Here is a 25,531-nt window from a genome sequence, read left to right as displayed (position 1 = left end):
AACCAAAATAATGCCGCTAACGCAATGGCGGTTTCGGGTCGTCCGTGTCGATCTGCACGGTCGCCGTAAGGCCGGCGACGAGGCGCACGCCGTCCGGAACCTGATCGATGTGGATCCTGACCGGCACGCGCTGCGCCAGCCGCACCCAGGTGAAGATCGGGTTGACCGTCGCCAGCCCCTGGTCGTTGGGCTGCGCGTTCGGGATGTTGATGCCGCGCGCGATGCCCTGGACATGCCCGCGAACGATCTGGCCGTAGCCCATCAGCTTGATTTGGGCCGGAGCGCCTTCACGGATGCGGTCGAGGGCGAATTCCTCGAAATAACCGTCGACCCAGAATGAATCGGCATCGACGAGCGAAATGGTGTTCTCGCCGACGGTGACGTAATCGCCGAGCCGCGCCAGCAGGTTGGTCACATAGCCGTTGACCGGGGCGAGGATGCGCGTGCGCTCGAGATTGACCCGCGCCTGATCGAGATTGGCGAGCGCTGCTTGATAGACGGCGTATGCGCTGATGGCGTTGCTGGCAAAGGTCTGCTTCACCTCGTCCGACACGGCCAGATCATCCAGCTTCTGCCGCCGGTTCGACTCGATCTGGGCATTCTGCGAGGCGGCCTTGGTCTGCGCCACCGCCGCCTCGCCGAGCGCGACGGCGATCTTATAGTTGGTTGGATCGACCACCATCAGCAGGTCGCCCTTGCGCACGAACTGATTGTCGGCGACCGGCAGTTCGACGATGCGGCCCGCGACCTCGGGCGCCATGGTGACGACATAGGCGCGCACCGTGCCGTCGCGGGTCCAGGGCGCGCCCATATAGACACTCCACGTCGCCCAGCTCAGCCAGGCCGCCACCGCCAGGGCGCTCAGCGTGACGAGGACCGGCCCCAGCAGCTTGAGCGTCCTCGGCTTGCCGGGCGTGGCAGCGACGCTCTCCACGCGGCGCGGCGCTTCTCGCCCCTCCCCTTCCCTGGCAACGGGCTCCAATCTCGATTTGACGTCGGACATCAGGTCACCTCAACGCGCAACGATCAGGACGATGGAGGAGAGTACCGTCATGTAGACGGCGAAGACGAACAGTGCCGGGTGCCAGACGTAGCGCAGCAGCCCGAAATGGTCCGCCGCCCGGCGCAGCGCAACCATGCCGACCCATGCCGCCAGCATCATCAGCGAAATCGGGGCGACGTAGACGCCGAACAGATTGACCTCGGTGAAGCTCATCGCGCCCCCGCGCTGAAATAGGCTTCGTGCTGCTGAAGCGCCTCCGACATGGCGAGGATGTTGCCGCGCGCCCGGAGCCTGACCGGCGCGCCGGGACTGCGGCGGGACAGCAAGGCCAGCCTCCGGTCGAGGCGCACGAGACGTTCGATGGCGATCCGGATGCGGCCTTCGGCGATGGCCTGGAGCGCCTCGTCGAGGTCCGCCTGGGCATCGAACCGGCGCGCCACGCGGCGCAGCCGGATGATTTCGGTTCCGACCGAAAGCGCAGCCAGGAGCTGCGCGCGCTGCGGCGGCTCGGCCTGCTCGGGCAGGGCCGAGAGGCGGCTATAAATGAGGCCCTTCCAGTCATAGACCGATGGCTGGGCCGGACTAGCCGTGAGGCGGCGCATGTCCCGCAGCGTGATGGCCAGCAGGCGGTTGGTCCGCACAGTCGGCGACATCGGCGGCAGCAGGCGGAAGGAGAACGCACCGGCGCCGACCCCGACGACGATCGCAAGCGCGGCATTGTAGAATTGCTGCGGGTCGTAGGTCATCTGGTTCGCCGGGGCGAGCAGCGGAACGAATGTCACGATCACCGCCGTGAAGACGACCATGTTCCAGGGCAGAGCCATGAGGAAGCCGGCCGGGACCAGCACAAGACCGAGCGCGAGACTGAAGCCGAGAAAGGTCGAGAGCTGCGGCAAAATCGCAAAGCCCACGATCGCCGCGATGCCGATATTCAGGATGGAGCCGATCAGGAAGCCCATGGTGATCGCATAGGCGAGGGTCTCGCGCGGCGAGAACAGCAGCACGGTGATCGTCGCGAAGACGAGGGCCAGCGCGCCGCTCGGCCAGGCGGTGACGATCCAGAACAGGGAGACGGCGACGATCGTCACGAAGGCCCGGGCGGCGTTGATGAGAGCGGGCAGATAGTCCGCAATGCGAAATCGGCAGCGCCGCGACAGGGGGATTTTCCGCACCGGGTCGTCGAGCAGCAGCAAGCCGTCGAGCGCGCGCGCGACGCCGATCAGCGCTTCGGCGGTCCGGTCGGCCAACAGCCGCAGCGAGGGCGTGCGGGCAGGCAGAGCCGCAAGGGCCCGCGCCGCCGTCGTGCAGGCCCGGCGCATCCTGGCCGGGTCGGCCATCCATTCATGGCCTCCGCCTTGCGCGGGGGCCGGGCGCAACTCCGCCGGAATTTGGGAGAGCACGAGGTCCGCGTCGCGCTGGGCCTGGTTTCTCGGCAATTGTTCCAGGTGCAGCGCCGTCACCCACCAGCCGCGCAAGGCCTCGAACAGGCCGCCCACCGCCGCTTGCAGCACCGGCGAACGGGGGCGCAGGTCGGAGGCCTCGCCGATCGCCTGGTCGATGACCGGATCGAGGGCGATGACCCGCCCGACGAGCTCGCGCCGAAGCGTCCTCGTCGCCAGGACGCGCTGGCCCGCGAGCGCAAGGGAGCCAGCGAGCCCGGTGCTGATTTCGGCTGAGAGCGCGCCGAGCTGGGAGGCGAGCCGGCGCCGCGCATCGCCCAAATCGGTCGCGCCGAGCACGATGCCCGCGCTGACGATGCCAAGGCAGATCTCGGTGGCGCGGTAGACGGCGAACAGGAACACGGTATCGCTTGGGCCGCCGGTCGCCCCGAGCGTATCGCTCGCGATCACCGCGGCGGTGAAGCCCGTCAGCGCAGCCGCGTAACTGGCGAAATTGTGCAGCACGGTGGCCATGAAGGCGCAGGCGCCGCCCAGCAGCGCAAGGCCGATGAGAAAGCCGACCCGGTCCTGCGGAAACACTGCCGTCAGCACCACGATCAGCACCGCGCCGATCACGGTGCCGACCATGCGGAACCAGCCCTTGCGCAAGGATGCGCCAAGGCTCGGCTGGCAGACGATGGCGGCGGAGGTTCCGGCCCAGAAGGCGTTTTCCAACTCGAGCCAGAAGGCGAGATAGAGCGCGAGACAAACGGCAGCCCAAAGGCGCAGGCCGAACAGCAGTGGCGGGACAAAGGGGCGCAGCCTCGCTGCCCATTGTCCGGCATCGAGCCACCTATTCGCCGAGGGCCCTGATAGCGAAAGACCGGCGTTGGTCATCCACTGACGCCTTTCTTGAAGGAGGCGAACCGCGAGGACGCGCGTCGCAGGCGGGTTCGCCGTGGCAGACAACCACCGGCAAACACTCATCACGAGACAGGCAAAGCGCTGCTTGTGTTGCGGGTGATCAGCCGCAGATGAGCGCGTCGAATGTCAACTGTTAGACCGGATGACCTAGACCAGCTTGCACGATCTTGATGCGAATGGACTCGGGTTGCTCTTAATCGGCGGGTGAAGAATTCGGACCGCCCCGGCGCTCACAGGCGAAAACCGCAGGCCCCTTCAACAACAGCAAGCTTGGCCAAGTCGCCGCTTACCGTTCCGTGAGAAGAAGGAGGCGACCCGGCCCGCCATGCGGGTGCCCCAATTCCCCAGCGACGAGGATGGCCGGCCGTCTTGCACCGACCGCAATTGGTGAAAGGTGGCCGGCCGCCTCCGACCCAGCACGGGGGAGGTGACAGTGCAAATCGTGACCAGCGAAACAGAATCGACCGAATTCAATATCCGGGACTGGCTGCTTATCGCGCTGACCTTCTGCACCGGCGCCGTCGATGCCATCAGCTATTTCGGCCTTGGCAAGGTCTTCTCGGCCTTCATGACCGGCAACATCGTCTATCTGGGCTTCGGCATCGGCAATTTCGGCGGCGTCGACCTCGCCCCGATCCTATGCGCGCTGGTGTTCTTCACCATCGGCTCCTATCTGGGCACGCGGGCGACGCTGCCGACGGCGGGACAAGGTCCCTGGCCGATGAAGGTCACCGTGACGCTCGCCGTCGTGGCGGTCATCGAGGCGGTATTCTGGGCGTGCTGGGTGGCGAGCGCCGGAGCCCCGACCGCCCTGATGATCAATGTTCAAATCTCGCTGCTGTCGCTGGCGATGGGATTGCAGATGGCCGCCGTGAGGTCACTGCGCGTGCAGGGCGTGTTCACCACGGCGGCGACCTTCACGCTGCTTGCCCTCGCGGGAGATTTCGCCGGTTCCCGGCCGCAGGCCGAGGCGCCGCGGCTGGCCGGTGTCCTTATCGGTCTGGTGGCGGGCGCCGCAGCCGGCGGCCTGCTCTTCATGCACGCAATCGCCTACGCGCCCATCCTGCCGCTAGCCGTAACCGTGCTGGTGATCCTGGGCGGATTGGCGCTCGCGCGCGTGCAACCCGATAACGGGCCGCTGCTCGCACGATGATGCGTGGGCCGGTGCGGATCAGTCTCGGGCGCGTTGGAGGCGCTCCCGCGCGGTCTCGGCATGTTCGGGCGTGATGTCACCGGCGGGTTCCCCGTCCAGGTCCCGGCGCACGCCGCCCGCCGCCACCTGCATCTGATACTGGTCCGTAACCGTCCAGCCTGCCAGCCAGCGGCCGATGGCGTCCGACTCCGCGCCAGGAAAGCGGGCGGCCAGATCGGCGCGGATGCCGACCTTCAGCGGCACCGGCACCCGCCGGCATAGAATCGGCGGGAGCGCATCGGCATGGGTGCCCAGGATCTCCGCCAGCGCGGCAAGCTTGCGCGTCAGATAGACCTTGCCGAGCTTGCTCGCGTCATGGCTCTCGCTGGCCCGGCGCGCCTTGCCGCCGCCGGACGTGGGGCGGCGTGGCTGCGGCGCGGCTTGCGCGGCGAGCCGGATGGATCGGGGCAGAGTGAGGCGCGGTCGGCCCTCATGTGTTGGCCGTTCAGCGAGCGACATGTTGGCATTCTCCGTCTGAGCTTCGGTTTCGATCCCTAGGGCCGGCTGGCTCGGGGAGAATAAGGGCTGAACCTTGCGTGAGTCGGATGCGAGCTGCGCTCGAAAGGGCTCCGGACCGCGATTATCGGGCCGCAGCGGACATCAGGCTGGCTGGGCCTCGAGCGGCGTTTGCAGGCCGGCCGCAAGCAGCTTGGCGAAGTCCTCGGCCGGCATCGGTGCGCCGTAAAAATACCCCTGAACCTCATCGCAATGCTGGGCACGCAGAAACAGCAACTCCTCGAGCTTTTCTACGCCCTCGGCGACGACGCGCAGCTTGAGCGCCCGGGCCATTGCGATCACTGCGGTGACGATGTGCTTTTTGTCGCCGGCAGCGGAAATCTGTCTGATAAATGACCTGTCTATCTTGAGAATATCGACCGGAAATCTCTGCAGATAATTCAGGCTGGAATAGCCGGTGCCGAAATCGTCGATCGCGATTTTAATCCCGCTTTTCCTCAGCTTCCTGAGGATGGACGCCGTGGCGTTGGTGCGCTTCACAAGGACGGACTCGGTCAGTTCCAGCACAAGAGCTTTCGGATCCAGCCTGGTTTCTGCCAGCAATGCGAAGACGCGATCGACATAGGTTTCGTCCTGCAATTCCGTGGCCGAGACGTTCACGGCCATGGCGATGGCCGGAAGGCCCGCATCGGCCCATGCAACAGTCTGCGCGCATGCTTGGCGAAGCACCCATGCGTCGATCGAAACGATCAACCCGCACGCTTCCGCGACCGGAATGAACTTGCCCGGCGGGATCGCTCCCCGTGTCGGATGCATCCAGCGGATCAACGCTTCCGCGCCGACAATCGTCTCGGTCGCCAGGTCGATCTGCGGCTGATAATACAGACGAAATTCGTTCCGCTTCAAAGCTTGCCGCAGGCCCTCCACGATGAATTGCCGCTCAGCCGTGCGGGCGCACATGGCGGGCTCGTAAAACTGATACCGGTGGCGTCCGTTTTCTTTCGCGTGGTACATCGCCGTGTCGGCGTTCTTGATCAACGTTTCCGCGTCCAGGCCATCGTGAGGGTAGACACTGACGCCGATGCTGGTCGCCACATGGATAGTGTGCTCGTCAATGGTGTGAGCCTCCGCAACGGCTTCCAGCATTCTGGTCGCCATTTCGCTCACTTCTTCGGGGCGTTTCACGTCAGCAAGCAGCACGATGAACTCATCGCCTCCCTGCCGGCTCACGGTGTCGGTGCCATGCACGCATTGCGTCAGGCGCTCCGCGACGGATTGCAGAAGTCTATCGCCGACCGGATGTCCGAAGGAATCATTGACGTGCTTGAAGCCGTCCAAATCCAGAAAGAGCACGGCGAGCGTCGTCATATGGCGCCGCGCCAGCGCGATCGCATAGGCGATCCGCTCCTTCAGAAGCTTTCGGTTTGGTAAGCCGCTCAGGAAGTCGTGGCCCGCCGCGTGGGTCGCCTGCTGCGCCAGTGCCCGCGCCTCGGTCACATCGCGGAAGACGATGACGGCGCCGGTGATTTGCCCTTGCCGGTCATGGATGGGAGACACGCAGTCTTCGATCGGGGTTTCTATGCCATCCCGCCGAAGCAGAATGCAGTTCGGGGGCAGATGCATCGTGCTGTTGCGGTCAACCGCCAGCTCCATGGGGTCCGGGATCGCCTCGCGTGTTCCCGCATCGAGAATGCGCAGGACATCGGTCATGGGCCTGCCGGCCGCCTCCCGGCGCGACCAGCCGGTCATTTTCTCCGCCGCGTTATTCAGGAAGGTGACGGTTCCCGCCATGTCGGAGCAGGCAACCGCATCGCCGATCGAGTCGAGGGTGACCTGCGCCCGTTCCTGCTGGCCATAGAGCGCCTCCTCCATGGACTTGCGCTCGATGGAATGCCGGAGGGCGAGCAGCAGAGCCCGCGCATCGATGCGGTTTTTCACGAGATAATGCTGCACGCCTTCCTGCAGGGCGACCGCCGCCATCGTCTCGTCGTCAAAGTCGGCCAGCACCACCACCGGGACGCGAGGAGCGATGGCGCGGATCTGCCGGATCGCATCCAATCCGTTCGCGTCGGGCAAAGCCGGGTCGAGGACGATAATGTCGATCGACTGGGCGGCGAGCAGCAGCTTGGCCTGGCTCATCGATGTTGCATGGACGAGGTCGGCATTGGCCGATCCTTCCTCCTTCAACATGGCATGGATCAGCATGCACTCCTGCAGGTCGGCCTCAACCAGCAAGACCCTCATGATGGATTTCTGCGGCAATTTTATCTGGGTCAGCCAATCGTTGAGGTTCTTTACGACGTCAATGAACGCGTCCAGTCCCACAGGCTTCGTGTAATAGCAGCTCGCCTGGAGCTCATAGCTTTTCAAGATGTCCGCTTCCGCCTCGGAGGTGCTCAGGACGACGACCGGAATTGATTTCAGGCGATCGTCGTTCTTGATGAGAGGCAAGAGCTCCCGGCCGTCCATCCGCGGCAGGTTGAGATCCAATATGATGAGATCCGGGCGCGGAGCATTGAGATTGGGCCCCTTGCGTCTCAGAAACTCCAACGCGTCGACGCCGTCGCTCACCACGTGGAGGTGGATACGCCGCTTGCTCACTTGCTGCAGAAGCGGCGCGGGTGCAGTCAGGTCGCTTTGTGCCTGAGCCAGTGCCGCTTGCGCGCGCGGCCGTAGATCAGTCCGGCGATTGGAGTCGGCGACAAGTGAAGATCCCGGCGCCTACTGCTTCATTGATGGAGCGCGCCATCTGTTACGACATCGGCTGCCGAACCCGCATAAGTTGATGCAATCTGTAGTGAAACCCGGGAGGACGGCAATGAAACCGCGCTTCAGGCGAGGGCGGCGCGAATAAATAGGTCCGCCCAGGCGCTGCCGGAGACAGCGGCATCGATTGGACCATGCAGCCGGTCGCAACCCGTTTCAGGCGGCGTCCCGTAACGTGCGGCCCTCGCGCGTCCTGTTGATGAGGTTGAGAAGCATCGCCGCGGCTTCGGCGTCGCACAGAGCCCGGTGATGATGCTCGAGCGAGATCTCGTAAATGCCGCAAAGGCTGCCGAGGCTGTAGGAGTTGTGGCCGGGATAGTGCCGCCGCATCCCGGCGCAGGTGCAGAATTTCGGGAAGCGGAAGCGGCGGTCCAGCCTCGTATATTCCTGCGCGATGAAGCCATAGTCGAAATTGACATTGTGCGCGACGAAAATGCCGTCGCCCATGAATTCCATCAGACTGTCCGCGATGTCTGCGAACACGGGCGCATCCCGCACCATCTCGTTGGTGATGCCGGTCAGTCTGGTGATGTTCGGCGGGATCGAACGCTGTGGGTTGATCAGGCTGTGCCAGCGGTCGATCACTTGGTGATTGCGCAGCTTGACCGCGCCGATCTCGGTGATGCGGTCGGACGGGGCCCAACCGCCCGTCGTCTCGATATCGATGACCACATAGTCCTGCTCGGGATCGAACCGGTAGTCGGCGCGGCAGATCACGGCGTCGAACCCGGCGGCCTGAAGCTGGCGCAGCCGCGTGAGCTGGTTGCGGCGGATCGCATCGCCCTCGGCCTTGATCTCGAGGAAGCTGATCGCGCCGTCTTTTTGCAGCATCAAATCCGGGAAGCCGTCGCGCATGGAGCGGAAGTCGCGGGTCATCAGCTCGATGATGTCGGCGACCGCATTCGCGTTGCCGTAGGTGAGGAGATCGCGCAGCGCATCGACGTCGATATAGGACCAACTGAAAATGCCGTTCGGACGGTCCCAATGGCTGGCGATGGATTTTAGGATGAGATGCAGGGCGGTGCCGGCCCTGATCGAGGCGAGCTTCTCGGCGATGGGCCCGGCGAACAGCGTGGCGAAGCTGCGGTTCTTCAGGCATTGCGGCATCCAGTCGAAGCCGCTGTGCAATTGGCCGGATTCGAACAGCTTGTCCCAGAACAGCAGGCCGAACAGATTGTGCCAGAGCAGGTTCTCGGCGTGATAGACCTGAAAACCATCGCGCCGCATGACGCCCGCCACACCCGCTTCGGGATTGCCGCGATAGATCTCGTCGACGACGACCTGACGGCCCGCGCGCAGGAGCTCGGTGCAGGCGCCGGTCCTGCGTCCGTCGAATTTGCGTGCATAGAAGTCCTGCGCGAAGACGTGCTCGTCGTCGCTGCTGGGATCGTCGATCATGCGCTCCAGCAGACGCTTTGCTTCATCCTTGGCGCCGGCGGCGTGGAGCAGGCGGACAAGACGCTCGTTGCACTCGGGCGACGGGGCCGTCCGGTAAAGCTCTACCGCACGTTCGGGATCCTTCGCTCTTTCGAAGAACTGGCCGATCGCGAAGGCCGAGCGCTCGCGCAGTGTCCTGGCATATTCGCCGCCGTCCTCGGGGCCGTCTCGGAGCTTCTGCGCCGCCACTTCAAAAGTGGATAGCGTCGGGACGGCGAGCGTATCGAGCAATTGGCTATAGAAGAAGCAGGCCCTTGCTTCGGCCGCATCCGAGAAGCGCGATTTGAAGGATGCCGCGTCATTGACGCGCAGAATGCCGAGATCGCGCAGGGCGAAGCTCTTGAGGTCCTCACACGTCTTGCCGAAATACAGATAAAGCAGAAATTCGAGCGGCTGCGTTCCCGCAAGCGCGAGGTGCGATGCGGCGCCCGTTTGGCAGATAGCGGCCGCGAACGGCACATGTGTCAGCAGATGATCGACGAGGCGCGGTTTCGTCCAAGAACTCCTGACGCTCTCGCAGTCGGCGCCGCGAGCGATGTCGAGCAGCCGGGTCTTCGGCAGGACGCACAGCCATGCGGCGTAATCGTCCTCGCGCAATGCGCGGAGATAGCCCCGATCGAAAAGTCCCCGGACCGCCATCCCGATATCGGCGATCTCGGCATATTTTAGCGCCGCAGGCTCGAAGATTTGGCCGCGCCGGTTGACCATGCGCACGAAAAGGCATTGTTCGCCGGGCGGCAGACGCCGGAAGTCGGAGATGAATTCACGATGCGCAGGGTCAAGGACCGCCGCATAGGTCGTCTCGACAAATGAGAGCATCTCGGCGAAGTGGTCGAGATAGTAGTAAGTGGGAAGGGTCGGCAACTTCATCGGAAATGGGCTTGCTCGCAGTTTGAGGCGACGATCTCAATGTACGGTGCTGAAGGCCGGCGCCTGTCCCGGTCTTCGTCTGGCCCTTCGCGCCTTGCGTTCGATTTTTGTTCCTTGGTCACAAATTGTCAAGCATCACAGGTCTCGCCGGGTCGTTCTTTGCAACCCGCCGTTTACCTTAACGCGTAATGGCCTGGCCTCGAGCCGGAATTATCCGTCGATCCATCAGCGCGTACGGAACGAGGCCGATGGCGCTTCGTTCGGACGAACAACCGTGGACCTCAGCCAGAAAAGGAACGAGTCCACCATGCCAGACTCCACCGACTTCGAACTCTCCCGTCGCCGCCTGTTGATCGCGACCGCCGCCTCCGCGGCCGCTGCCGCGGCGACGAAGGTGAGCGCCCAAATGCCATCGAATGCCCAGGCCGCGGCGACCGGGGCACTCCCCATGATGCAGGTCTCCTTCACCGTTAACGGTACGGCCCGCGAGCTCACCCTCGACACCCGCACGACGCTGCTCGATGCGCTGCGGGAACATTTGCATCTCACCGGCACCAAGAAGGGTTGCGACCACGGCCAGTGCGGCGCCTGCACGGTGATCGTCGACGGCCAGCGCATCAATTCCTGCCTGACGCTCGCGGTCATGCATGAGGGTGGCAGCATCACCAGCATCGAAGGGCTGGGCGAGCCCCAGGACATGCACACGATGCAAGCGGCGTTCGTGAAGCATGACGGCTATCAATGCGGCTACTGTACCCCCGGGCAGATCTGCTCGGCGGTTGCGGTGCTCGATGAGATCAAGGCCGGCATTCCGAGCCATGTCAGCGCCGACTTGACCGCGCGGCCCCAGGCGACCGCCCTCGAACTGCGCGAGCGCATGAGCGGCAATATCTGCCGCTGCGGCGCCTATTCCAACATCGTCGACGCGATGACCGAAGTCGCCGGGAGAACCGCATGACACCCTTCACCTATGAGCGCGCCGACAGCCCGGCGGGAGCCGCGTCGGCGGCTTCGCGCGTCGAAGGCGCCAAGTTCATCGCCGGGGGCACCAATCTGCTCGACCTGATGAAGCTGCAGATCGAAACCCCGGCGCATCTGATCGACGTGAACAATCTGGGCCTCGACAAGATCGAGCCGACGCCCGAGGGCGGGCTTCGCATCGGCGCGTCGGTGCGCAATACGGCGCTTGCGGCGGACGAGCGCGTTCGGCGCGATTACGGCCTCCTGTCCCGCGCGCTGCTGGCCGGCGCGTCCGGCCAGCTCCGCAACAAGGCGACCACCGCCGGCAATCTGCTGCAACGGACGCGCTGCCCCTATTTCTACGACACCAACATGCCCTGCAACAAACGTGAGCCGGGCAGCGGCTGCTCAGCCATCGGCGGCTTCACCCGCCAGCTCGCGGTCATCGGCGTCAGCGATGCCTGCATCGCCACCCATCCGAGCGACATGGCGGTGGCCATGCGCGCACTGGACGCGACCGTCGAAACCGTCGCGGATGACGGATCGGCGCGCCGCATTCCGATCGCCGATTTCTACCGGCTGCCCGGGGACACGCCGCATATCGAGACGGTGCTGCAGCCGGGCGAGCTGATCACGGCGGTGACGCGCCCGAGCCGGCCGGCGGCGCTCAGATCTACCGCAAGGTGCGCGACCGCGCCTCCTACGCCTTCGCGCTCATCTCCGTCGCGGCCATCGTCCAGCCCGACGGTACGGGGCGCGTCGCTGTCGGCGGCGTGGCGCACAGGCCGTGGCGCGTCGAGGCTGCGGAGGCCGAGATGCCGCGCGGGGCAAAGGCCGTCACCGCCAAACTGCTGGAGGGCGCCAAGCCGACGCATGAGAACGCATTCAAGGTGACGCTGGTGGAGCGCACGCTCGCCTCCGTCCTGGCCGACGCGAAAAGGTGACCCCATGAAATTCGATACGCCAGCCACGACCAACCCCATCGACCAGCTTAAGATCATCGGCAAGCCCACCGACCGGATCGACGGGCCGGTGAAGACCACCGGCACCGCGCCCTATGCCTATGAGCAGCATAATGCGGCGCCCAACGCGGCCTACGGCTATGTGATCGGCGCGGCCATCGCCAAGGGCCGCATCGCATCCATGGAGCTCGGGCGCGCCCGCTCTGCGCCCGGCGTCCTCGCCATCGTGACGGCGGACAGCGTCGGCCCGCTGGAAAAGGGCAAGTACAACACCGCCAAGCTGCTCGGCGGCCCCGATATCGAGCACTACCATCAGGCGGTCGCCGTCGTCGTCGCCGAAACATTCGAGCAGGCGCGCGCCGCCGCGGCATTGGTCCGCATCGGCTACGAGGAGGCCAAAGGCGCATTCGACCTCGCCGAGGTGAAAAACACCGGCGTGCCACCGAAGGAAGGCCCCGGCGGCGCGGCCGATACGGCGGTCGGAGATTTCGCCGGCGCATTCGCGGCGGCCCCTGTGCAGCTCGATGCGACCTACACCACGCCAGACCATTCCCATGCGATGATGGAGCCCCATGCCTCGATTGCCGCCTGGGACGGCAACAAGCTGACGCTGTGGACCTCCAATCAGATGATCGCCTGGGGCGTTGGCGATGTGTCGAAGACGCTCGGCGTCCCGAAGGAGAATGTGCGCTTGATCTCGCCCTATATCGGCGGCGGTTTCGGCGGCAAGCTCTTCGTCCGCTCCGACGCCCTGCTCGCGGCCCTTGCGGCGCTGGCGGCAAAGCGGGCGGTGAAGGTTACCTTGCAGCGTCCCCTGATCATGAACAACACGACACATCGGCCCGCCACCATCCAGCGTATCCGCATCGGCACCGGCACGGACGGCAAGATCACCGCTATCGGTCACGAAAGCTGGTCCGGCGACCTGCCCGGGGGCGAACCTGAAACGGCGGTCAGCCAGACACGCCTGCTCTATGCCGGCGCCAACCGCATGACCGCGATGCGGCTCGCCGTGCTCGACCTGCCGGAAGGCAATTCCATGCGCGCGCCCGGCGAGGCTCCCGGCATGATGGCGCTGGAGATCGCCATCGATGAGATCGCGGAGAAGGCGGGCATCGACCCGATCGAGTTCCGCATCCTCAACGACACCCAGGTCGACCCGGAAAAGCCGGAGCGGCCCTTCTCGCAGCGCCGTCTCATCGCCTGCCTGCGCACAGGCGCCGAGCAGTTCGGCTGGGGTCGGCGAAATCCGCAGCCGGCGAAGGTGCGCGATGGCCGCTGGCTGGTCGGCATGGGCGTGGCGGCGGCGTTCCGTAATAATTTGCTGAACAAATCGGCGGCACGCGTCCGGCTCAGCGGCATCGTCACCGTCGAGACCGACATGACCGATATCGGCACCGGCACCTACACGATCATCGGCCAGACCGCCGCCGAGATGATGGGCGTGCCGCTCGACAAGGTCGTGGTCCGGCTCGGCGATTCCAGCTTCCCGGTCTCCTGCGGTTCAGGCGGCCAGTGGGGCGCCAACAATTCGACCGCCGGCGTCTTCGCCGCCTGCACGAAATTGCGCGAGGCCGTCGCCCAGAAGCTCGGCATCAACTCCGCCGATGCGGTGTTCGCGGACGGGCAGGTGCGCGCGGGCAATCGCGCTGCGCCGTTGGCCGAGGCGGCGCGTGCGGGCGAGATCGTCGCCGAGGACGGCATCGAATATGGCGACCTCGACAAGAAGTACCAGCAATCGACGTTCGGGGCGCATTTCGTCGAAGTCGGCGTCGACGCCGCGACCGGCGAGAGCCGCATCCGCCGCATGCTCGCGGTGTGCGCCGCGGGCCGCATCCTCAATCCGAAATCGGCGCGCAGCCAGGTCATCGGCGCGATGACCATGGGCGCGGGCGCCGCGCTGATGGAGGAGCTTGCCATCGACAAGCGGCGCGGCTTCTTCGTCAACCATGATCTGGCGGGATATGAAGTGCCGGTGCATGGCGACATTCCGCACCAGGAGGTGATCTTCCTCGACGAGACCGATCCGATCTCCTCGCCGATGAAGGCCAAGGGCGTCGGCGAGCTCGGCATTTGCGGCGTCGGCGCGGCGGTGGCCAATGCGATCTACAATGCCACCGGCGTCCGTGTCCGCGATTACCCAATCACTCTCGACAAATATCTCGATCGCCTCCCCGAGGTCGCGTGACCGGCCCTGGAGGGCGAAAGAAGCCCTCCAGGGCCTAGCGCTTAAGGCCGTGCGCAGCCCTTCAAAGCCCTCGCCGCGTGGGACGGTCGAGCGACGCGCCCTGCATGGCGCGCGCTTCCAGCCTTAATTTCGGCCATCGCATGAAGCACCTGAATACCAAGCGTCTTGCCGACGTATGCTGAGCCATCCGGAGAGCATGCGCCGCTTGGCCGATACAGATGCGGGTCAACACAGCTTACGCGGAGGGTCGATCATGGGGCAGCTTGCGCTTATCGCTGATAGTCGGATGTGGCGCGGCGCAAGCTGGGCGATGCTGGCAATCGCCCTGTATCTGGCCAGCGTCAGCCAGACCGGCGCGGCGGATCATCGGTTCCTCGGTCCCGCCGGCGCGCCCGCGACGCAATTTCCCAAGCCCGATCGCCCGGTTGCCGATATCGTCGCGCCGCTATGGCACAGCGAGGAGGAACGGGACGGGTTTGACGAGCCGGGCCAGCTTGCGCGCCTGCTGGGCATGCGGCCCGGCATGACCGTTGCCGATATCGGCGCGGGTAGCGGCTATCTGACGGTCCGGCTTTCTCCCGTTGTCGGGCCTCGGGGCCGCATCTTCGCGCAAGATGTCGAAGCTTCATATCTCAAGGATCTGGGTGAGCGCGTGAAAGCGCTCGACCTGAAGAACGTCACCGTCAGCCTCGGCGAGGCGCACGATCCGCGGCTTCCCCCGGCCTCCGTCGATGTGGCGATCCTCGTTCACATGTATCACGAGATCTCAGACCCCTACGCTCTGCTCTACAATCTCGCTCCGGCACTCAAGCGCGGCGGGCAGGTGGGCATTGTCGACACACGCGCGGCAACCTCCAGACACGGCACCCCTCCGGAATTGCTCGCCTGTGAACTCGCCGCCGTCGGCTACCGCCAGGTCGCTGTGCATTCGCTGGCGGGCAGCGATACATATCTTGCCATCTTCACTCCGCCAGCAGCCGAAGCGCGCAAGCGGCCGGCGGAGATCGCCGCCTGCAAAGCAGGATAGAGGGCACGCCGCCGCCTGGCAAAACCGGCGGTAACGCTTCCACGCGCTAGACCAAATAAAAGAAGGCAACGCAATAAAACCCGCGCGACTGACAATATAAGTCAATTAGCATCGGCAATTATTGCAAACTATAATATAGGCTCCCTTTATGACAATAGTATAAAGGGACGTGGTCGCGACGCCATTGCGCGCCAAGGCACGCAAATCGACCCGATTTGCGCGAGCGCGGCCGACTTTTCAAACACCTGTCATCTCGCCGCTCTACAGTCTTCGCATCTAGTGACCTTCCCAAAGGCAGCGATTTTGCCGGCAGCATCCTCGCGGCCGAAGGATAGCGGCTGCCTTGGCGACAGGCACGCGCGTCACGAGGACTCCATGGCCACAACCGTAAATCCCGTCAGCCCGCCAAACACCCCGCCCGGCGATCCCAACGTTGATCCCGCCATTTTCCTGGCCTGGCAACGCGTGGTGGATGCCGCAAACCCCAAGGCGCGGCCCGGCAATTTCGCGGTGCTGGCGCGAACCGATCAGCCGCCCGCCGACGCCGAAAGCATCCTGGACAATTCGGACTACTCCAAAACCACCTATGACGTCGTGGGCGACATGGTCTTCGAGGACCACAATCTGGAGATCTGGGACGGGCTGACCGCCGATCTGACCGGCGACGAGCGGCATAAGGCGCAGGTGGAGCTGAACCGCCCGATCGCGGCGGTGCGCATGCTGATCGACAATTGGGACGCCTGGGGCATGCATAAAGGGGTCTCCTTCGCCAATCCTCCGTCCGATCTGCCGCCGGAAGCACAGGTGGTGCTGAAATGGATCGCTGCCAATCCCGAGCTGCTCGAAGGGCTGGACCTTGGCGGCGGCACGGCGACGGACAATGTCATCACCAAGGCCGACGCGGTGGCCTTCCTCGAAAAGGCGCGCGAGGCCGCCGGAGCTGCCGGCGAAAAATTCTCCGCATGGGTCAAGGGCCGCATGGACGCGCCCGCCGAGACGCGGGACGGCGAGCGGCTGAAGGATCTGACCGAGGCGAGCGCCGCGCTGCATCCGGTCAACCCGGCAAGCCCGTCCCTGATCGCCGACCCCGATGTCATCGATCCGACCGCCGATCCCGGCGCCTATCTCGACCAGACCCGCTATTCCACGCCGGAAGCGCTCAAGGTCTGGGACGATCTGACGGCGGGCATGAGCGAGGAGGACAAGGCCCGGCTGAAGGCGGTCTGGAACCGCCCGCTCGCCGCCGCGCAGATGCTGTCGGAGAACTGGGAAGCCTGGGGCATGAACAAGGGCCGCAATTTCGGCGACCTCTCTGGACTGCCGCCCGAAGCCCAGGCCGCGCTGAAATTCATCACTGACAACCACTCGCTGATCAATGCGCTCGATGTCGGCGGCGGCGACACGCAGGACAACACCATCACCCACGCCGAGGTCGATGCCTTCATCGAGAAATACAAGGCCGACATCAAAACCGCCGGCGCGGCCTATAAGGCCTATGTGGAGAAGAACGGCAATGCAGGCGACCTCTCCAAGTCGCTGGCGAGGGACGCGGCCCTGGTGGCGGCCAACCGGGTCATCATCGGCGAGGGCCACACCTATCTGAACAGCCAGCAGCTCTCGGCCTTCGCCGATGCCAATCCCGGCCTCAGCGAGGATGTGCGCAATGCCGCCCGGCTGTGGTCCAATCCCGGCATGCTGCGCCAGCTCGACATGGCCGGCGACAATCCCGCGACCAGCAAGAATGACGGCACGTTTGGCGTCGAGAACGTCAAGCAATGGCTCGGCAATTACGCCCCCAAGAGCGACGCCGAATTCATCAACCTGCTGAACGGCGCCGCGACTCTCTCCATGGTCGACGGCGTCGACACCTCCAAGCTGGGCCCGGATGTGTTCGCCCATCCTGAGAATTACGACGGCAAGACCAAGGCCGCCGTGATGATGCAACTTCTCTCCGCCGTCGGCACGCTGGAGGCGGGCGTCAAGAGCGAGCTGTGGAACCCTTATGGCTCAGACAACGGCATCAATCCCAACAAGGACAAGGTCAAGGCCGACCTGCTGGCCAAGATCGAGCTCCTGGCCAACGACAAGGACGTGCAGACCTATCTCGCCGACGGGCGGGCGCAGGCATTGCAGTCCCTCGTCAATGCCGACCCCAATCTGAAGAGCCAGATCGCGAATTATTACGACGGCAAATTCGCCGAGGGCGGCGGCCTCAACGACATCCTCGCCATGAAGGACGACAAGGGCAATCCGATCAGCCTCAGCCAGGGCGTGCAGACGTTCGCCATGCAGGGCCAGATCCTGCATATGGCGCTCGGCCGCGAGGGCAAGCCGGACCTTGCCGGGATCGTCGGCCGGTCGGGCCATGAGGGCGAGATCCGGCAATATTACCTCGACAATATCGTCAGCGGCAAATCGCTCAAGGACGCCATCGCCGGGGGCACCGGCGTCGAGACCGCGCTGTCGAATTTCTCCGCCGACGTCGCGGCGTTCAACATGGTGCTCGACCCGCAGCTCGTCGCCGACAATGCCGGCAAGCTGGAAACCAACCTGGTCGACATCGTCTCCGACGAAATCTTCGGCACATCGACGCAGGAGGAATTCCTGGCGGCGTTCGGCGATGGCAACGGCAATCTCGACGAGACCAAGCTGCGCGCGGCGCTGGACGAGGCGCAGCGCGACAATCCGCAGATGTTCACCGACGCGAGCGGCACCCGCATCAGCACCGACGCCATCGTCGGCGCCTTCCGCGGCGTCTGGGACGATGTGCGCCAGGGCGCCAAGCTGACCGATGCCCTCGCCAAGCTGAATGTCCTGCCCAAGCCCGACGGGACCATCTCGGCCGCCTATGGCAAGGGCATGTTCCATATCGTCAGCGCGGCCTTCATGGGCGGCATCCTGATCGCGCGCGGCGTACAGAACGGCACCACGCCGCAGGCTCAGGCGAACAAGGTCGCAGCGGCGATGCAGTTCACCGGGCTGCTGCTGGAAGGCAGCTCGAAATATACCAAGTCGCTCGACCCCGCGAGCCGCCCGGCCAACTGGCTGACCAATGACGCGCTCGGCAAGATCGAGAATTACGGCAAGCTGATCGGCGGCGTCGGCGGCCTGCTGGCGGGCGGCTTCGGCATCGCGGCGGGCGTTAACAGCCTCAACCAGGGCGACAACGTCAATGGCGGCATCAGCCTGACCGGCGGCATTCTGGGCATCGGCGCCGGCATCGCCACCACGGCGGAGGCCATCGCGTCGCTGTTCGGGGCGGCGCCCGGGCTGGTGAGCGGCCTTGGCGTCGCGGCCGGCGTGCTCGGCATCGCGGCCGCCGGCTTTGCCGCCATCGCGGTCTTCGGCCTGGCGATCTGGGAGGTGGTGAAACACGCCAACCAGCAGGAGGATTTCTACGCCAATCTCAATCCGATCCTGGAGCAATACGGCATCACCGGCGGCCCGAAAGAGGATGGCGACCTGCCGCCGCAGGAGATTTGGGGCGGGGTGTAAACGGAATGCGGATCGGGCTCGCCCGGCCAGGTAAGCCCGAGCCGATCACGCTGTTGCCTGCCCCTGCCCAACGATCGGACGGAGCAGATGAGAGACCGAGCGCTAAACCGCCGCGCGCCCAGGCGCGGCGGTTTATCTCAATCTCAACGCCGCGTTCTACGGATTTCGCGGGATCGGTGCCCCGCCCTCCCCTGCGCCCCACAATTCTTCAAACTCCACGCGACCCGTCAGCTTGATCAGCTTGATGCGCCTGCCTGTCAGCGTGGCGAGCTTTTCGGCCTGCTCCTTGACCCAGATAAGACCTGAATCGTCGGCGGCAATCAGTGGGATCACCATGCCATTGAGTCTCGTCGCGCAGAGCACCTGACCATTTCCGTCGACGCTGACCGCCGCCCAGAATTCGTCGATGCGTTCGATCCGATCTTGAGGGTCGTGAACCAATTTCTGCATAGGGCTCTCGCTGATCTGCGATCAGCCGGTCGACCGGCCGTCCTCATGATTTTGCGCGCTCAGCGTTACAGGCATTTGACCAAGCTCCGCCCAGTTTCGCCTTTTCACGTCAACGCGAAATGCCATACTGACCCCTAAGGATTCTCGTCGAGAATGGGGCCATCGAAATGCGACAGCCAATGTCAGCTTGAATATTTCTCGGCTGCGGAAGACGATTTTGCAAGATGTTGATGTTTCGGGGGTGAGATGAAAAACATCGTAATCTGCTTTGATGGGACCTGGAATACTGTCGACGCCCAGTTTCCGACGAATGTCATAAAAGCCGCCCAATTGGTATCGCCGGCGGACGCCCGAGGCGTCGTGCAGGCGGTGTGCTACGACGAAGGCGTGGGCTCGATGGAGGTCGCGTTCGGCAACAGCATCAACCGTCTGCTCAGCGGCGCCTTCGGCTTCGGACTTATGGACAATATCGAACGCGCCTACCGCTATTTGATCTTCAACTATGCGCCGGGCGACCGGATTTACCTATTCGGCTTCTCCCGCGGTGCCTTCAGTGCACGTTCCTTTGCCGGGATGCTGAGGGCTTGCGGCATCTTGCGGAAAGACCGCCTCCATCTTTTCGGCAAAACGATCGAAACCTATCAGAGCCGGAACCGGGAGGCCGGGCCGGATGCGGCCGAACTGGTTCAATTCCGCCGCGAGAACAGCATTGCCGTGTATACGGCGGAGGGAAACGCAGCCGTCGATCAGCATCCTTTGTCGATCGAATATATCGGCGTATGGGATACGGTCGGCTCCCTCGGCATCCCCGGCAGTTCCATTTTTGCAAACCGCTTCAACAAGCGCTACCAGTTCCATGACCTCGCATTGAGCCGGATGGTCAAGAGTGCGCGTCACGCCCTGGCGATCGACGAGAGGCGAAGCACCTTCAAGCCCGCCCCCTGGAGCAATCTGGACGCGCTCAACATGGCGGCCGGCGCGTCGCACCCGGCGACACCGCCTTATGAGCAGATCTGGTTTCCCGGCGACCACAGCACCGTCGGTGGGGGCACCACTTTCAACGGCTTATGGCAGGCCGCGCTGATCTGGGTGGTCGAGGGCGCATCGGCGCGGGGCCTGGCGATCGATGAGGCCCTCCTCGAGCGCTATCGCGACGGCATCGACCACACCACCTCCGTCGACACCGCCAAAGGCTTCAGCCTCGCCGCGATCGCGCCGCGTGAGTGGCGCGACGGGCCCGCTGGCGCCTCGCTCGGCGAAGTCGCCGAGGTGGGCCAGCGGCGGATCAAGTCGCCCGCGGAGGCGCTTTTTGAAAAGCGCCTCTACCGTCCGCGATCGTTGAAGGCATATCTGCAAGCCTTCGGCGAAACATTGGGGATTTCGACCGGGAATCTGGTTTGAGACCAAAGGCAAAGAAAATGTTGGTGCCCAGGGGCGGAATCGAACCACCGACACGCGGATTTTCAATCGCCAGCTGTCGGTGGTTTTTCAACCGCTTACCAAGAGAGCGTTGTCTAGATCGGTCCTGAATATCAATGGGTTAGGTCGACCTTTTCTAGAAAACAACAGGATCTTCGTGCCGTTTTCCAATAGGCTTTAGCCGATCGTCCCCAATCTTTGGGGGACGAACGCATGCATCAAATACCGGAACTTTGCTTTGCCTTGCTGGGAGGCCTCGCCCTGGGATTGGGCATACTGATAACCGCCGAACAGCTTGGTGCCGATTGCTGGGTGATCGAGCAGGTCACGGGCAATCGGTGCGTCTACGACGGCGACGTGCGGGTCATCATCGACAACACGTCGTACCTGGAAGAGTGAGGGGCCAAGATGCAACACCCCGACCTCGACGCAGGGACGGTCGCCCGACGCACGACGATCGATGCCTTCTTTGGAGCCGTCCTGGCGGCGTTTCCGGCAAAGCCTGGAATCGCATCTGTGATCGTCACCCACATCCGGCCCGACGCCCCTGCGATGCTGCAAGCGCTCGGCCGCGCCTCGCAGCTGGGCGTCGTGCTCGCCAAGCCTCAATCGATCGATCAGGTCACCCGGGACCGCCTCCCGCCGCATATCGAGCTGCAGGTGGCCCACGCGCGGTTCAGCAATGTGGACGCGCCCCTGGCGCACCTAACCCGGTACTGCAGCGGCCGCCCGGCGATCATCCTCGATGTCGGCGGCTATTTCGCCGGCATCGCGGATGAGCTGAATGCGCGATATGGGCCTGGCTTGCTCGGCATCGTCGAGGACACGGAGAATGGGCACCAGAAATACGAGAGGGCGTCCATCCAGGCCTGCCCGGTGATCAGCGTCGCGCGCAGCCCGCTGAAGGATCCGGAGGATTGGCTGGTAGGGCAATCCATCGTGTTCTCGGCCGAGGCGCTCTTGCGCGAGCGCGCCGACGTCTTGCATGGCAGGACAGCCTGCGTGATCGGGTATGGGAAAATCGGCCGCAGCATCACCAACACGCTCCACGCCCGCCGCGTTCGCGCCGTCGTGTACGACCTGGACGCGGTGAAGCGGGTCGAAGCCATGTCGCGCGGCTTCGGGACGGCTGCCACGCTCGAGGAAGCCGTGGCGGGCGCAGCGCTGGTGTTTTGCGCGACGGGCAACAAAGCGCTGCAGCTGCAGCAGTTCGCACAATTGGACAGAGGCGCCTATGTCGCCACCGTCACCTCAGGCGATGACGAGTTGGAGATGCGGGATCTGCACCAGCACTATGACCCGGCGCAGGTGTCGCCGCATATCACGTGCTATTCGCGGGGCGATCATTACTTCTACCTGATGAATGGCGGGCACGCTGTGAACTTCGTCCATGGGTCGGCGCTGGGTCCGTTCATCTGTCTCATCCAGGCCGAGCTCCTGGCTTCAGTCGCCCGCCTGTCACACGGCGTGAGTTCGCTTGGGATAACCGAGAACGACAGCAGCCTACGCGCTCAAATTGCGCATATTTGGCTCGAGCATTTTGGTTCGGATGAGGAAGGAGCCAGTCAATGATCAGAGACGACATCGAGCGCACCTTGACCGGATACGCGCAGCAATTCCCGGCCGACATTGACGTGGTGGCCGCGCTGCGCTCGCTGCAGGAGCAAGCGGCGGAGATTACCAGTCGGAAAGAGTTTCGCGGACACGTCACCTGCGGCGCAATCGTGATCAACGAAGATCGCCGGCTGCTGATGATCCGTCACAAGACTCTAGATCGATGGCTCTTTCCGGGCGGCCACGTCGAACAGGGCGATAGTTCCCTCAGAGCCGCTGCCCTACGCGAGATCGCCGAGGAGACGGGCATACAGACCACCGCGCTGGCGGCGCCGGCTGGTGAGTTTGCGCACTTGCCCATCTATATCGATCACCACCCTATTCCGGCCAATCCGGCAAGGGCCGAGCCGGAACATCACCACTTCGATTTTTGCTTCGTGTTCAAAGGAAATCCCGAAGCACTGGCGCTGCAGCAGGACGAAGTCAGCGACAGCGCCTGGGTCTCTCCAGAAATGGCGCCAGCGGCGATTCGAGATCGCTTGGTCGAGTTGAAACTTGTCTGAGTTCAGCGATCCCGAGGATCGCATTTCTTATTGATACGCGGCCACCCCGATTGCGATCATTTCGGAGCCGAAGGCGAAAGGCCTTTGGTATGCCTCGGCCAAACGGCTCGGCCCTTCCCATAGCCGAGGATGTTGGCTGGCAATCATTAAGGGTAAGCCCGCGAGGACCGAATTGGGGCCAACCCGGCCCCGTAGAGATAACGACCCGAATAAGGGAAATTACGGATATACTGCCGTCACATGAATGCTATGTTTTCGGAGGTGCAAATATCAGTAATATCGACAATTATTGATGCGGTTATACAGACATACATCTCGCCATGATGCGTTTTGTATTAGAAATTCTGCGCAAGCCAGGGTGCTAAGTGTGTGATTTCTGGCGCACTATAATGTTCGAGCTGAGTGATTACGGATTCCAATGGACTTTACCTACGACGCGGGATTGGTCGCTCTTTCCATAGGAGTCGCGATCTTAGGTTCCTTCACCGGCCTCGTTATGACGACCGGCATCCAGTGGGTGCCCCGTTCTGAGGCACGGTTGCGCATCGCCCTGGGCGGTATTGGAATTGGCGGCGGCGTATGGTCAATGCACTTCATCGCCATGCTGGCTGTAAAATTGCCTATCGAACTGAGCTATGAAGTTATACCCACCGCGATTTCCGCGGCGATCGCTGTGCTGGGCACGGTAGTCTCTCTTGCTATCGTCAGTTCCAAGCGGCTCGGAAACGCAAGCCTGCCTTTAAGTGCAGTCTTTCTCGGCCTCGGTGTCGGCGGGATGCATTACCTCGGCATGTATGCCATCACGGGGAGCTGCATCGTCGAATATTCGTGGCTTGGAGTCATGGTCTCAGTGCTGATCGCCATACAAGCGTCTGCCGTCGCCTTGTGGCTTGCCTTTCGTCAGCGCGGGGTGGTCGACACCCTCTTAGGCTCCATCACATTAGGACTAACGATCGCCTTGATGCACTATTCTGGAATGGAAGCCACACGCTTCCTGCCCGACGACACATCTGCCGCACTACCGGCACTTCTCTTATCGGAGAAATACCTCGCCCTCGCGATCACGTTTACTGTCTATACCGTTTGCAGCATGTGCATTATCGTCTTCTCGTTTCTCACGTGGCGAGAGCGCCGTATAGCTCGCCCTATGTCCTCTGGGGCTAAGAAGCAGTGATGGCGCGTGCTAAATCCAGCGGCTGCCACCGACTCGGCTTTTCGCCACAAAATACCTAGTCGGGCCCATCGAACGGATGGCCGGTGACGTACTATGATGACCGGTTTAATCGGCGTCGGTTTAAGGCGGCTTCTGCCTGTTCCCGACGCCGTGGTCACGCCCCGCTTGAACCGAGAGGAGGGTGCCGCTAGGCGCCTAGCGCTGCGTGACACCCGGCATCCAGATTGAACTGGGGGCCGAACAAAATACTTGGAGTAGATTGTCCGCCGAAAACGAACATTGGCGGTTGCGTTTGTTTTATTGCGCTCTCCTTTTGGTTGCAACAGAGAGTTTGCGCCTGTGAGTTGTTTGGGGAAAAGTCCGCGCGGATCCCGCGCGGGCGGCAGTAAGATCAAGAGGTTATCGATTGCAGATTGCACCGAGGACAAAACCACCGGCGATGGCGCCAAGCAGCTGGTCGTCGGTCGCCGTGACTGAATTGTCCCGGACGTTGGCATCGCGATTGATGCCGCGGTAATGCTGAACCTACTCAAAAAAATATGATTACCGGCTGATGCTGGGGCTACCGTGGCCACGACTGGGAATCGCTGCGTTTACGGCAGCGTCATTGCTCACCGAGCCCTCTGGGATTGCGCCGCTGTCGGTCTTAGCCTGCTTTCTCAAGTCGCAACCTGGTCTCCCCTCGCCTTGCCAAATTATTGGCCGAACGCCTCGTGGCTACGATCGTCCTCGTGTATGATGCGAAATTGCGAGCAGACACCCGCCCGGTTCACTCTGTCGGCCTGTCGTCAAGCGCGAACTCTGGCATTCGCACTGAGAAGCCCACAATTTATTTGTTTGTTTCGCCGGAAAAGCCTCACTATTCGGCAAATACGCAGTCAACACATGTAAGAAGCATAGAAACATGTGCGAATTGTCACTTTAGTTATCTCCCAAGCTAACAACATTTAATACAAATTTATATTAATGCGCTTATATTCACGTAAAATCTTCGTGGATGCAGCATATGAAGTGGAATTAATTGAAATTTTTGTTTGACTGCGGGCAAATTGCAGGCAATCTATTGAAAAACAGTGACGTTCCCTTCGGTCTCTAGGTGGCACGTTGCCAGCTGGCGACCGGCCCATTGCAACCGCAACAGGAAAGAGAGATGTTAGACCAGCATTCGTGCCAGAACAGTATGCGCAGCCCGCGCTACCGCAACGCACTGGAAGAAGTCGTGCGCATGCAAACGCTTGCAGCGCAGGGCAGAACAAATGAGATTTTCGGCACCAATCGTGTTTACCGTTTATGGCCGCTGAACCCGGCAAGCCCAATTTGGCGCTCCAGCACGTACAAAGAAGATGTGATCATACGGGCACTCAACGGCGAGCGAGCCCGAGAGGTCGCGAAGCTCCTGTTTAGTATTGGTATCCCGCGCCTACCTGATGGTAGCGCTCCCACAAGCCCATGGTCTGATGTGGATGCAGCCGCATGTGAGCGGATCATGCTAAACGAATACCTTGAGCAAGGACCCGAAGCGGTATTATTTCCGGCCAAGTATGACCACGAATTCGGGTGGATGATAAAGTATGGCATTTGTTAAACGCCTCTGTTTGTCGCTTCACAGACCCGTTTAGCTTTCAACGAGAAGCTAGAGCTGTCCATTGGGGCACCATTCGACAGCTCCTGTACTTTTCTATCACCTTGCGGAGCGCTGCGTTCTTGCGGAC

18 protein-coding genes, 1 tRNA gene and 1 pseudogene are annotated in these 25,531 nt (G+C 63.0%); 12 read left to right on the top strand and 8 right to left on the bottom strand.

Features of this window, described 5'->3' with window-relative positions:
- Positions 1-16 precede the first annotated feature (16 nt).
- Genes BLEFHOIH_RS13685 through BLEFHOIH_RS13675 form a run of 3 tightly spaced genes read right to left on the bottom strand, consistent with a single transcriptional unit; the run spans position 17 to position 3,279 of the window.
- Positions 17-1,003 carry an HlyD family secretion protein gene (locus tag BLEFHOIH_RS13685; RefSeq protein ID WP_088346363.1) on the bottom strand — a complete coding sequence of 329 codons (987 nt, stop codon included), beginning with the start codon at positions 1,001-1,003 and terminating at the stop codon, positions 17-19.
- A gap of 9 nt (positions 1,004-1,012) precedes the next feature.
- Positions 1,013-1,216: a DUF1656 domain-containing protein gene (locus tag BLEFHOIH_RS13680; protein ID WP_088346361.1), complete on the bottom strand. Its 204-nt coding sequence runs from the start codon at positions 1,214-1,216 to the stop codon at positions 1,013-1,015.
- On the bottom strand, positions 1,213-3,279 hold the full coding sequence (locus BLEFHOIH_RS13675) for an FUSC family protein (RefSeq protein ID WP_170937156.1): 2,067 nt from the start codon (positions 3,277-3,279) through the stop codon (positions 1,213-1,215). The genes BLEFHOIH_RS13680 and BLEFHOIH_RS13675 overlap by 4 nt, the downstream gene beginning before the upstream one ends.
- A gap of 460 nt (positions 3,280-3,739) precedes the next feature.
- Between BLEFHOIH_RS13675 and BLEFHOIH_RS13670 the strand changes: the two genes are divergently transcribed.
- Positions 3,740-4,459, top strand: coding sequence for a YoaK family protein (locus tag BLEFHOIH_RS13670; RefSeq protein WP_170937155.1), 720 nt, complete (start codon positions 3,740-3,742; stop codon positions 4,457-4,459).
- An 18-nt stretch (positions 4,460-4,477) separates the two neighbouring features.
- Here BLEFHOIH_RS13670 and BLEFHOIH_RS13665 read toward each other — a convergent pair whose 3' ends face one another.
- The 3 genes from BLEFHOIH_RS13665 to BLEFHOIH_RS13655 all read right to left on the bottom strand — a co-directional run bounded on the left by BLEFHOIH_RS13665 (position 4,478) and on the right by BLEFHOIH_RS13655 (position 10,027).
- On the bottom strand, positions 4,478-4,957 hold the full coding sequence (locus BLEFHOIH_RS13665) for a ProQ/FINO family protein (RefSeq protein ID WP_088346355.1): 480 nt from the start codon (positions 4,955-4,957) through the stop codon (positions 4,478-4,480).
- A 141-nt stretch (positions 4,958-5,098) separates the two neighbouring features.
- On the bottom strand, positions 5,099-7,555 hold the full coding sequence (locus BLEFHOIH_RS13660) for an EAL domain-containing protein (RefSeq protein ID WP_088346353.1): 2,457 nt from the start codon (positions 7,553-7,555) through the stop codon (positions 5,099-5,101).
- Positions 7,556-7,876: 321 nt separating this feature from the next.
- Positions 7,877-10,027 carry an exonuclease domain-containing protein gene (locus tag BLEFHOIH_RS13655; RefSeq protein WP_088346351.1) on the bottom strand — a complete coding sequence of 717 codons (2,151 nt, stop codon included), beginning with the start codon at positions 10,025-10,027 and terminating at the stop codon, positions 7,877-7,879.
- Between the two features lie 307 nt (positions 10,028-10,334).
- Here BLEFHOIH_RS13655 and paoA point away from each other — a divergent pair, with 307 nt between their 5' ends.
- From paoA to BLEFHOIH_RS13630, 5 genes and pseudogenes are all read left to right on the top strand, one after another.
- Positions 10,335-10,985, top strand: coding sequence for an aldehyde dehydrogenase iron-sulfur subunit PaoA (gene paoA / locus BLEFHOIH_RS13650; protein ID WP_088346349.1), 651 nt, complete (start codon positions 10,335-10,337; stop codon positions 10,983-10,985).
- A pseudogene (locus BLEFHOIH_RS13645) lies at positions 10,982-11,931 on the top strand (xanthine dehydrogenase family protein subunit M). Before paoA ends, BLEFHOIH_RS13645 begins: the two are co-directional and overlap by 4 nt.
- A 4-nt stretch (positions 11,932-11,935) precedes the next feature.
- Positions 11,936-14,137 carry an aldehyde oxidoreductase molybdenum-binding subunit PaoC gene (gene paoC / locus BLEFHOIH_RS13640; protein ID WP_088346347.1) on the top strand — a complete coding sequence of 734 codons (2,202 nt, stop codon included), beginning with the start codon at positions 11,936-11,938 and terminating at the stop codon, positions 14,135-14,137.
- A gap of 286 nt (positions 14,138-14,423) precedes the next feature.
- A complete protein-coding gene (locus BLEFHOIH_RS13635; protein ID WP_088346345.1) occupies positions 14,424-15,164 on the top strand; it encodes a methyltransferase domain-containing protein in 741 nt (246 codons plus the stop codon).
- Between the two features lie 375 nt (positions 15,165-15,539).
- Entirely contained in the window at positions 15,540-18,659 is a 3,120-nt protein-coding gene (locus tag BLEFHOIH_RS13630) for a type III effector HrpK domain-containing protein (RefSeq protein WP_088346343.1), read from the top strand.
- 156 nt (positions 18,660-18,815) lie between these two features.
- On the opposite strand, the gene BLEFHOIH_RS13625 is transcribed toward BLEFHOIH_RS13630, so the two are convergent.
- A complete protein-coding gene (locus tag BLEFHOIH_RS13625) occupies positions 18,816-19,109 on the bottom strand; it encodes a hypothetical protein (RefSeq protein ID WP_088346341.1) in 294 nt (97 codons plus the stop codon).
- 246 nt (positions 19,110-19,355) lie between these two features.
- Here BLEFHOIH_RS13625 and BLEFHOIH_RS13620 point away from each other — a divergent pair, with 246 nt between their 5' ends.
- A complete protein-coding gene (locus BLEFHOIH_RS13620; protein ID WP_088346339.1) occupies positions 19,356-20,510 on the top strand; it encodes a DUF2235 domain-containing protein in 1,155 nt (384 codons plus the stop codon).
- A 21-nt stretch (positions 20,511-20,531) separates the two neighbouring features.
- Here the strand turns inward: BLEFHOIH_RS13620 and BLEFHOIH_RS26690 are convergent.
- Positions 20,532-20,611 (bottom strand) — tRNA-Phe (locus BLEFHOIH_RS26690).
- Positions 20,612-20,795: 184 nt separating this feature from the next.
- Between BLEFHOIH_RS26690 and BLEFHOIH_RS27525 the strand changes: the two genes are divergently transcribed.
- The 5 genes from BLEFHOIH_RS27525 (at position 20,796) to BLEFHOIH_RS26230 (ending at position 25,404) form a co-directional block, all read left to right on the top strand.
- Positions 20,796-20,927 (top strand): hypothetical protein, encoded by a 132-nt coding sequence (locus BLEFHOIH_RS27525; protein WP_280950401.1) that lies wholly within the window; start codon positions 20,796-20,798, stop codon positions 20,925-20,927.
- 9 nt (positions 20,928-20,936) lie between these two features.
- Positions 20,937-22,100, top strand: a complete 1,164-nt coding sequence (locus tag BLEFHOIH_RS13610) for an NAD(P)-dependent oxidoreductase (RefSeq protein ID WP_088346335.1) — start codon at positions 20,937-20,939, stop codon at positions 22,098-22,100.
- Complete coding sequence (locus BLEFHOIH_RS13605; RefSeq protein WP_088346333.1) at positions 22,097-22,645, top strand: NUDIX domain-containing protein; 549 nt, start codon at positions 22,097-22,099, stop codon at positions 22,643-22,645. The genes BLEFHOIH_RS13610 and BLEFHOIH_RS13605 overlap by 4 nt, the downstream gene beginning before the upstream one ends.
- A 418-nt stretch (positions 22,646-23,063) precedes the next feature.
- On the top strand, positions 23,064-23,819 hold the full coding sequence (locus BLEFHOIH_RS13600) for an MHYT domain-containing protein (protein ID WP_088346331.1): 756 nt from the start codon (positions 23,064-23,066) through the stop codon (positions 23,817-23,819).
- Between the two features lie 1,150 nt (positions 23,820-24,969).
- A complete protein-coding gene (locus BLEFHOIH_RS26230) occupies positions 24,970-25,404 on the top strand; it encodes a hypothetical protein (RefSeq protein ID WP_125461702.1) in 435 nt (144 codons plus the stop codon).
- The last annotated feature ends 127 nt before the right edge of the window (positions 25,405-25,531 follow it).

The sequence above is a fragment of the Rhodomicrobium sp. R_RK_3 genome, from assembly GCF_002198715.1.
In the GTDB taxonomy this organism is placed as follows: domain Bacteria; phylum Pseudomonadota; class Alphaproteobacteria; order Rhizobiales; family Rhodomicrobiaceae; genus R-RK-3.
Note: the sequence above shows the minus strand (reverse complement) of the source record. Positions and strands in the feature narration are given on the sequence as shown.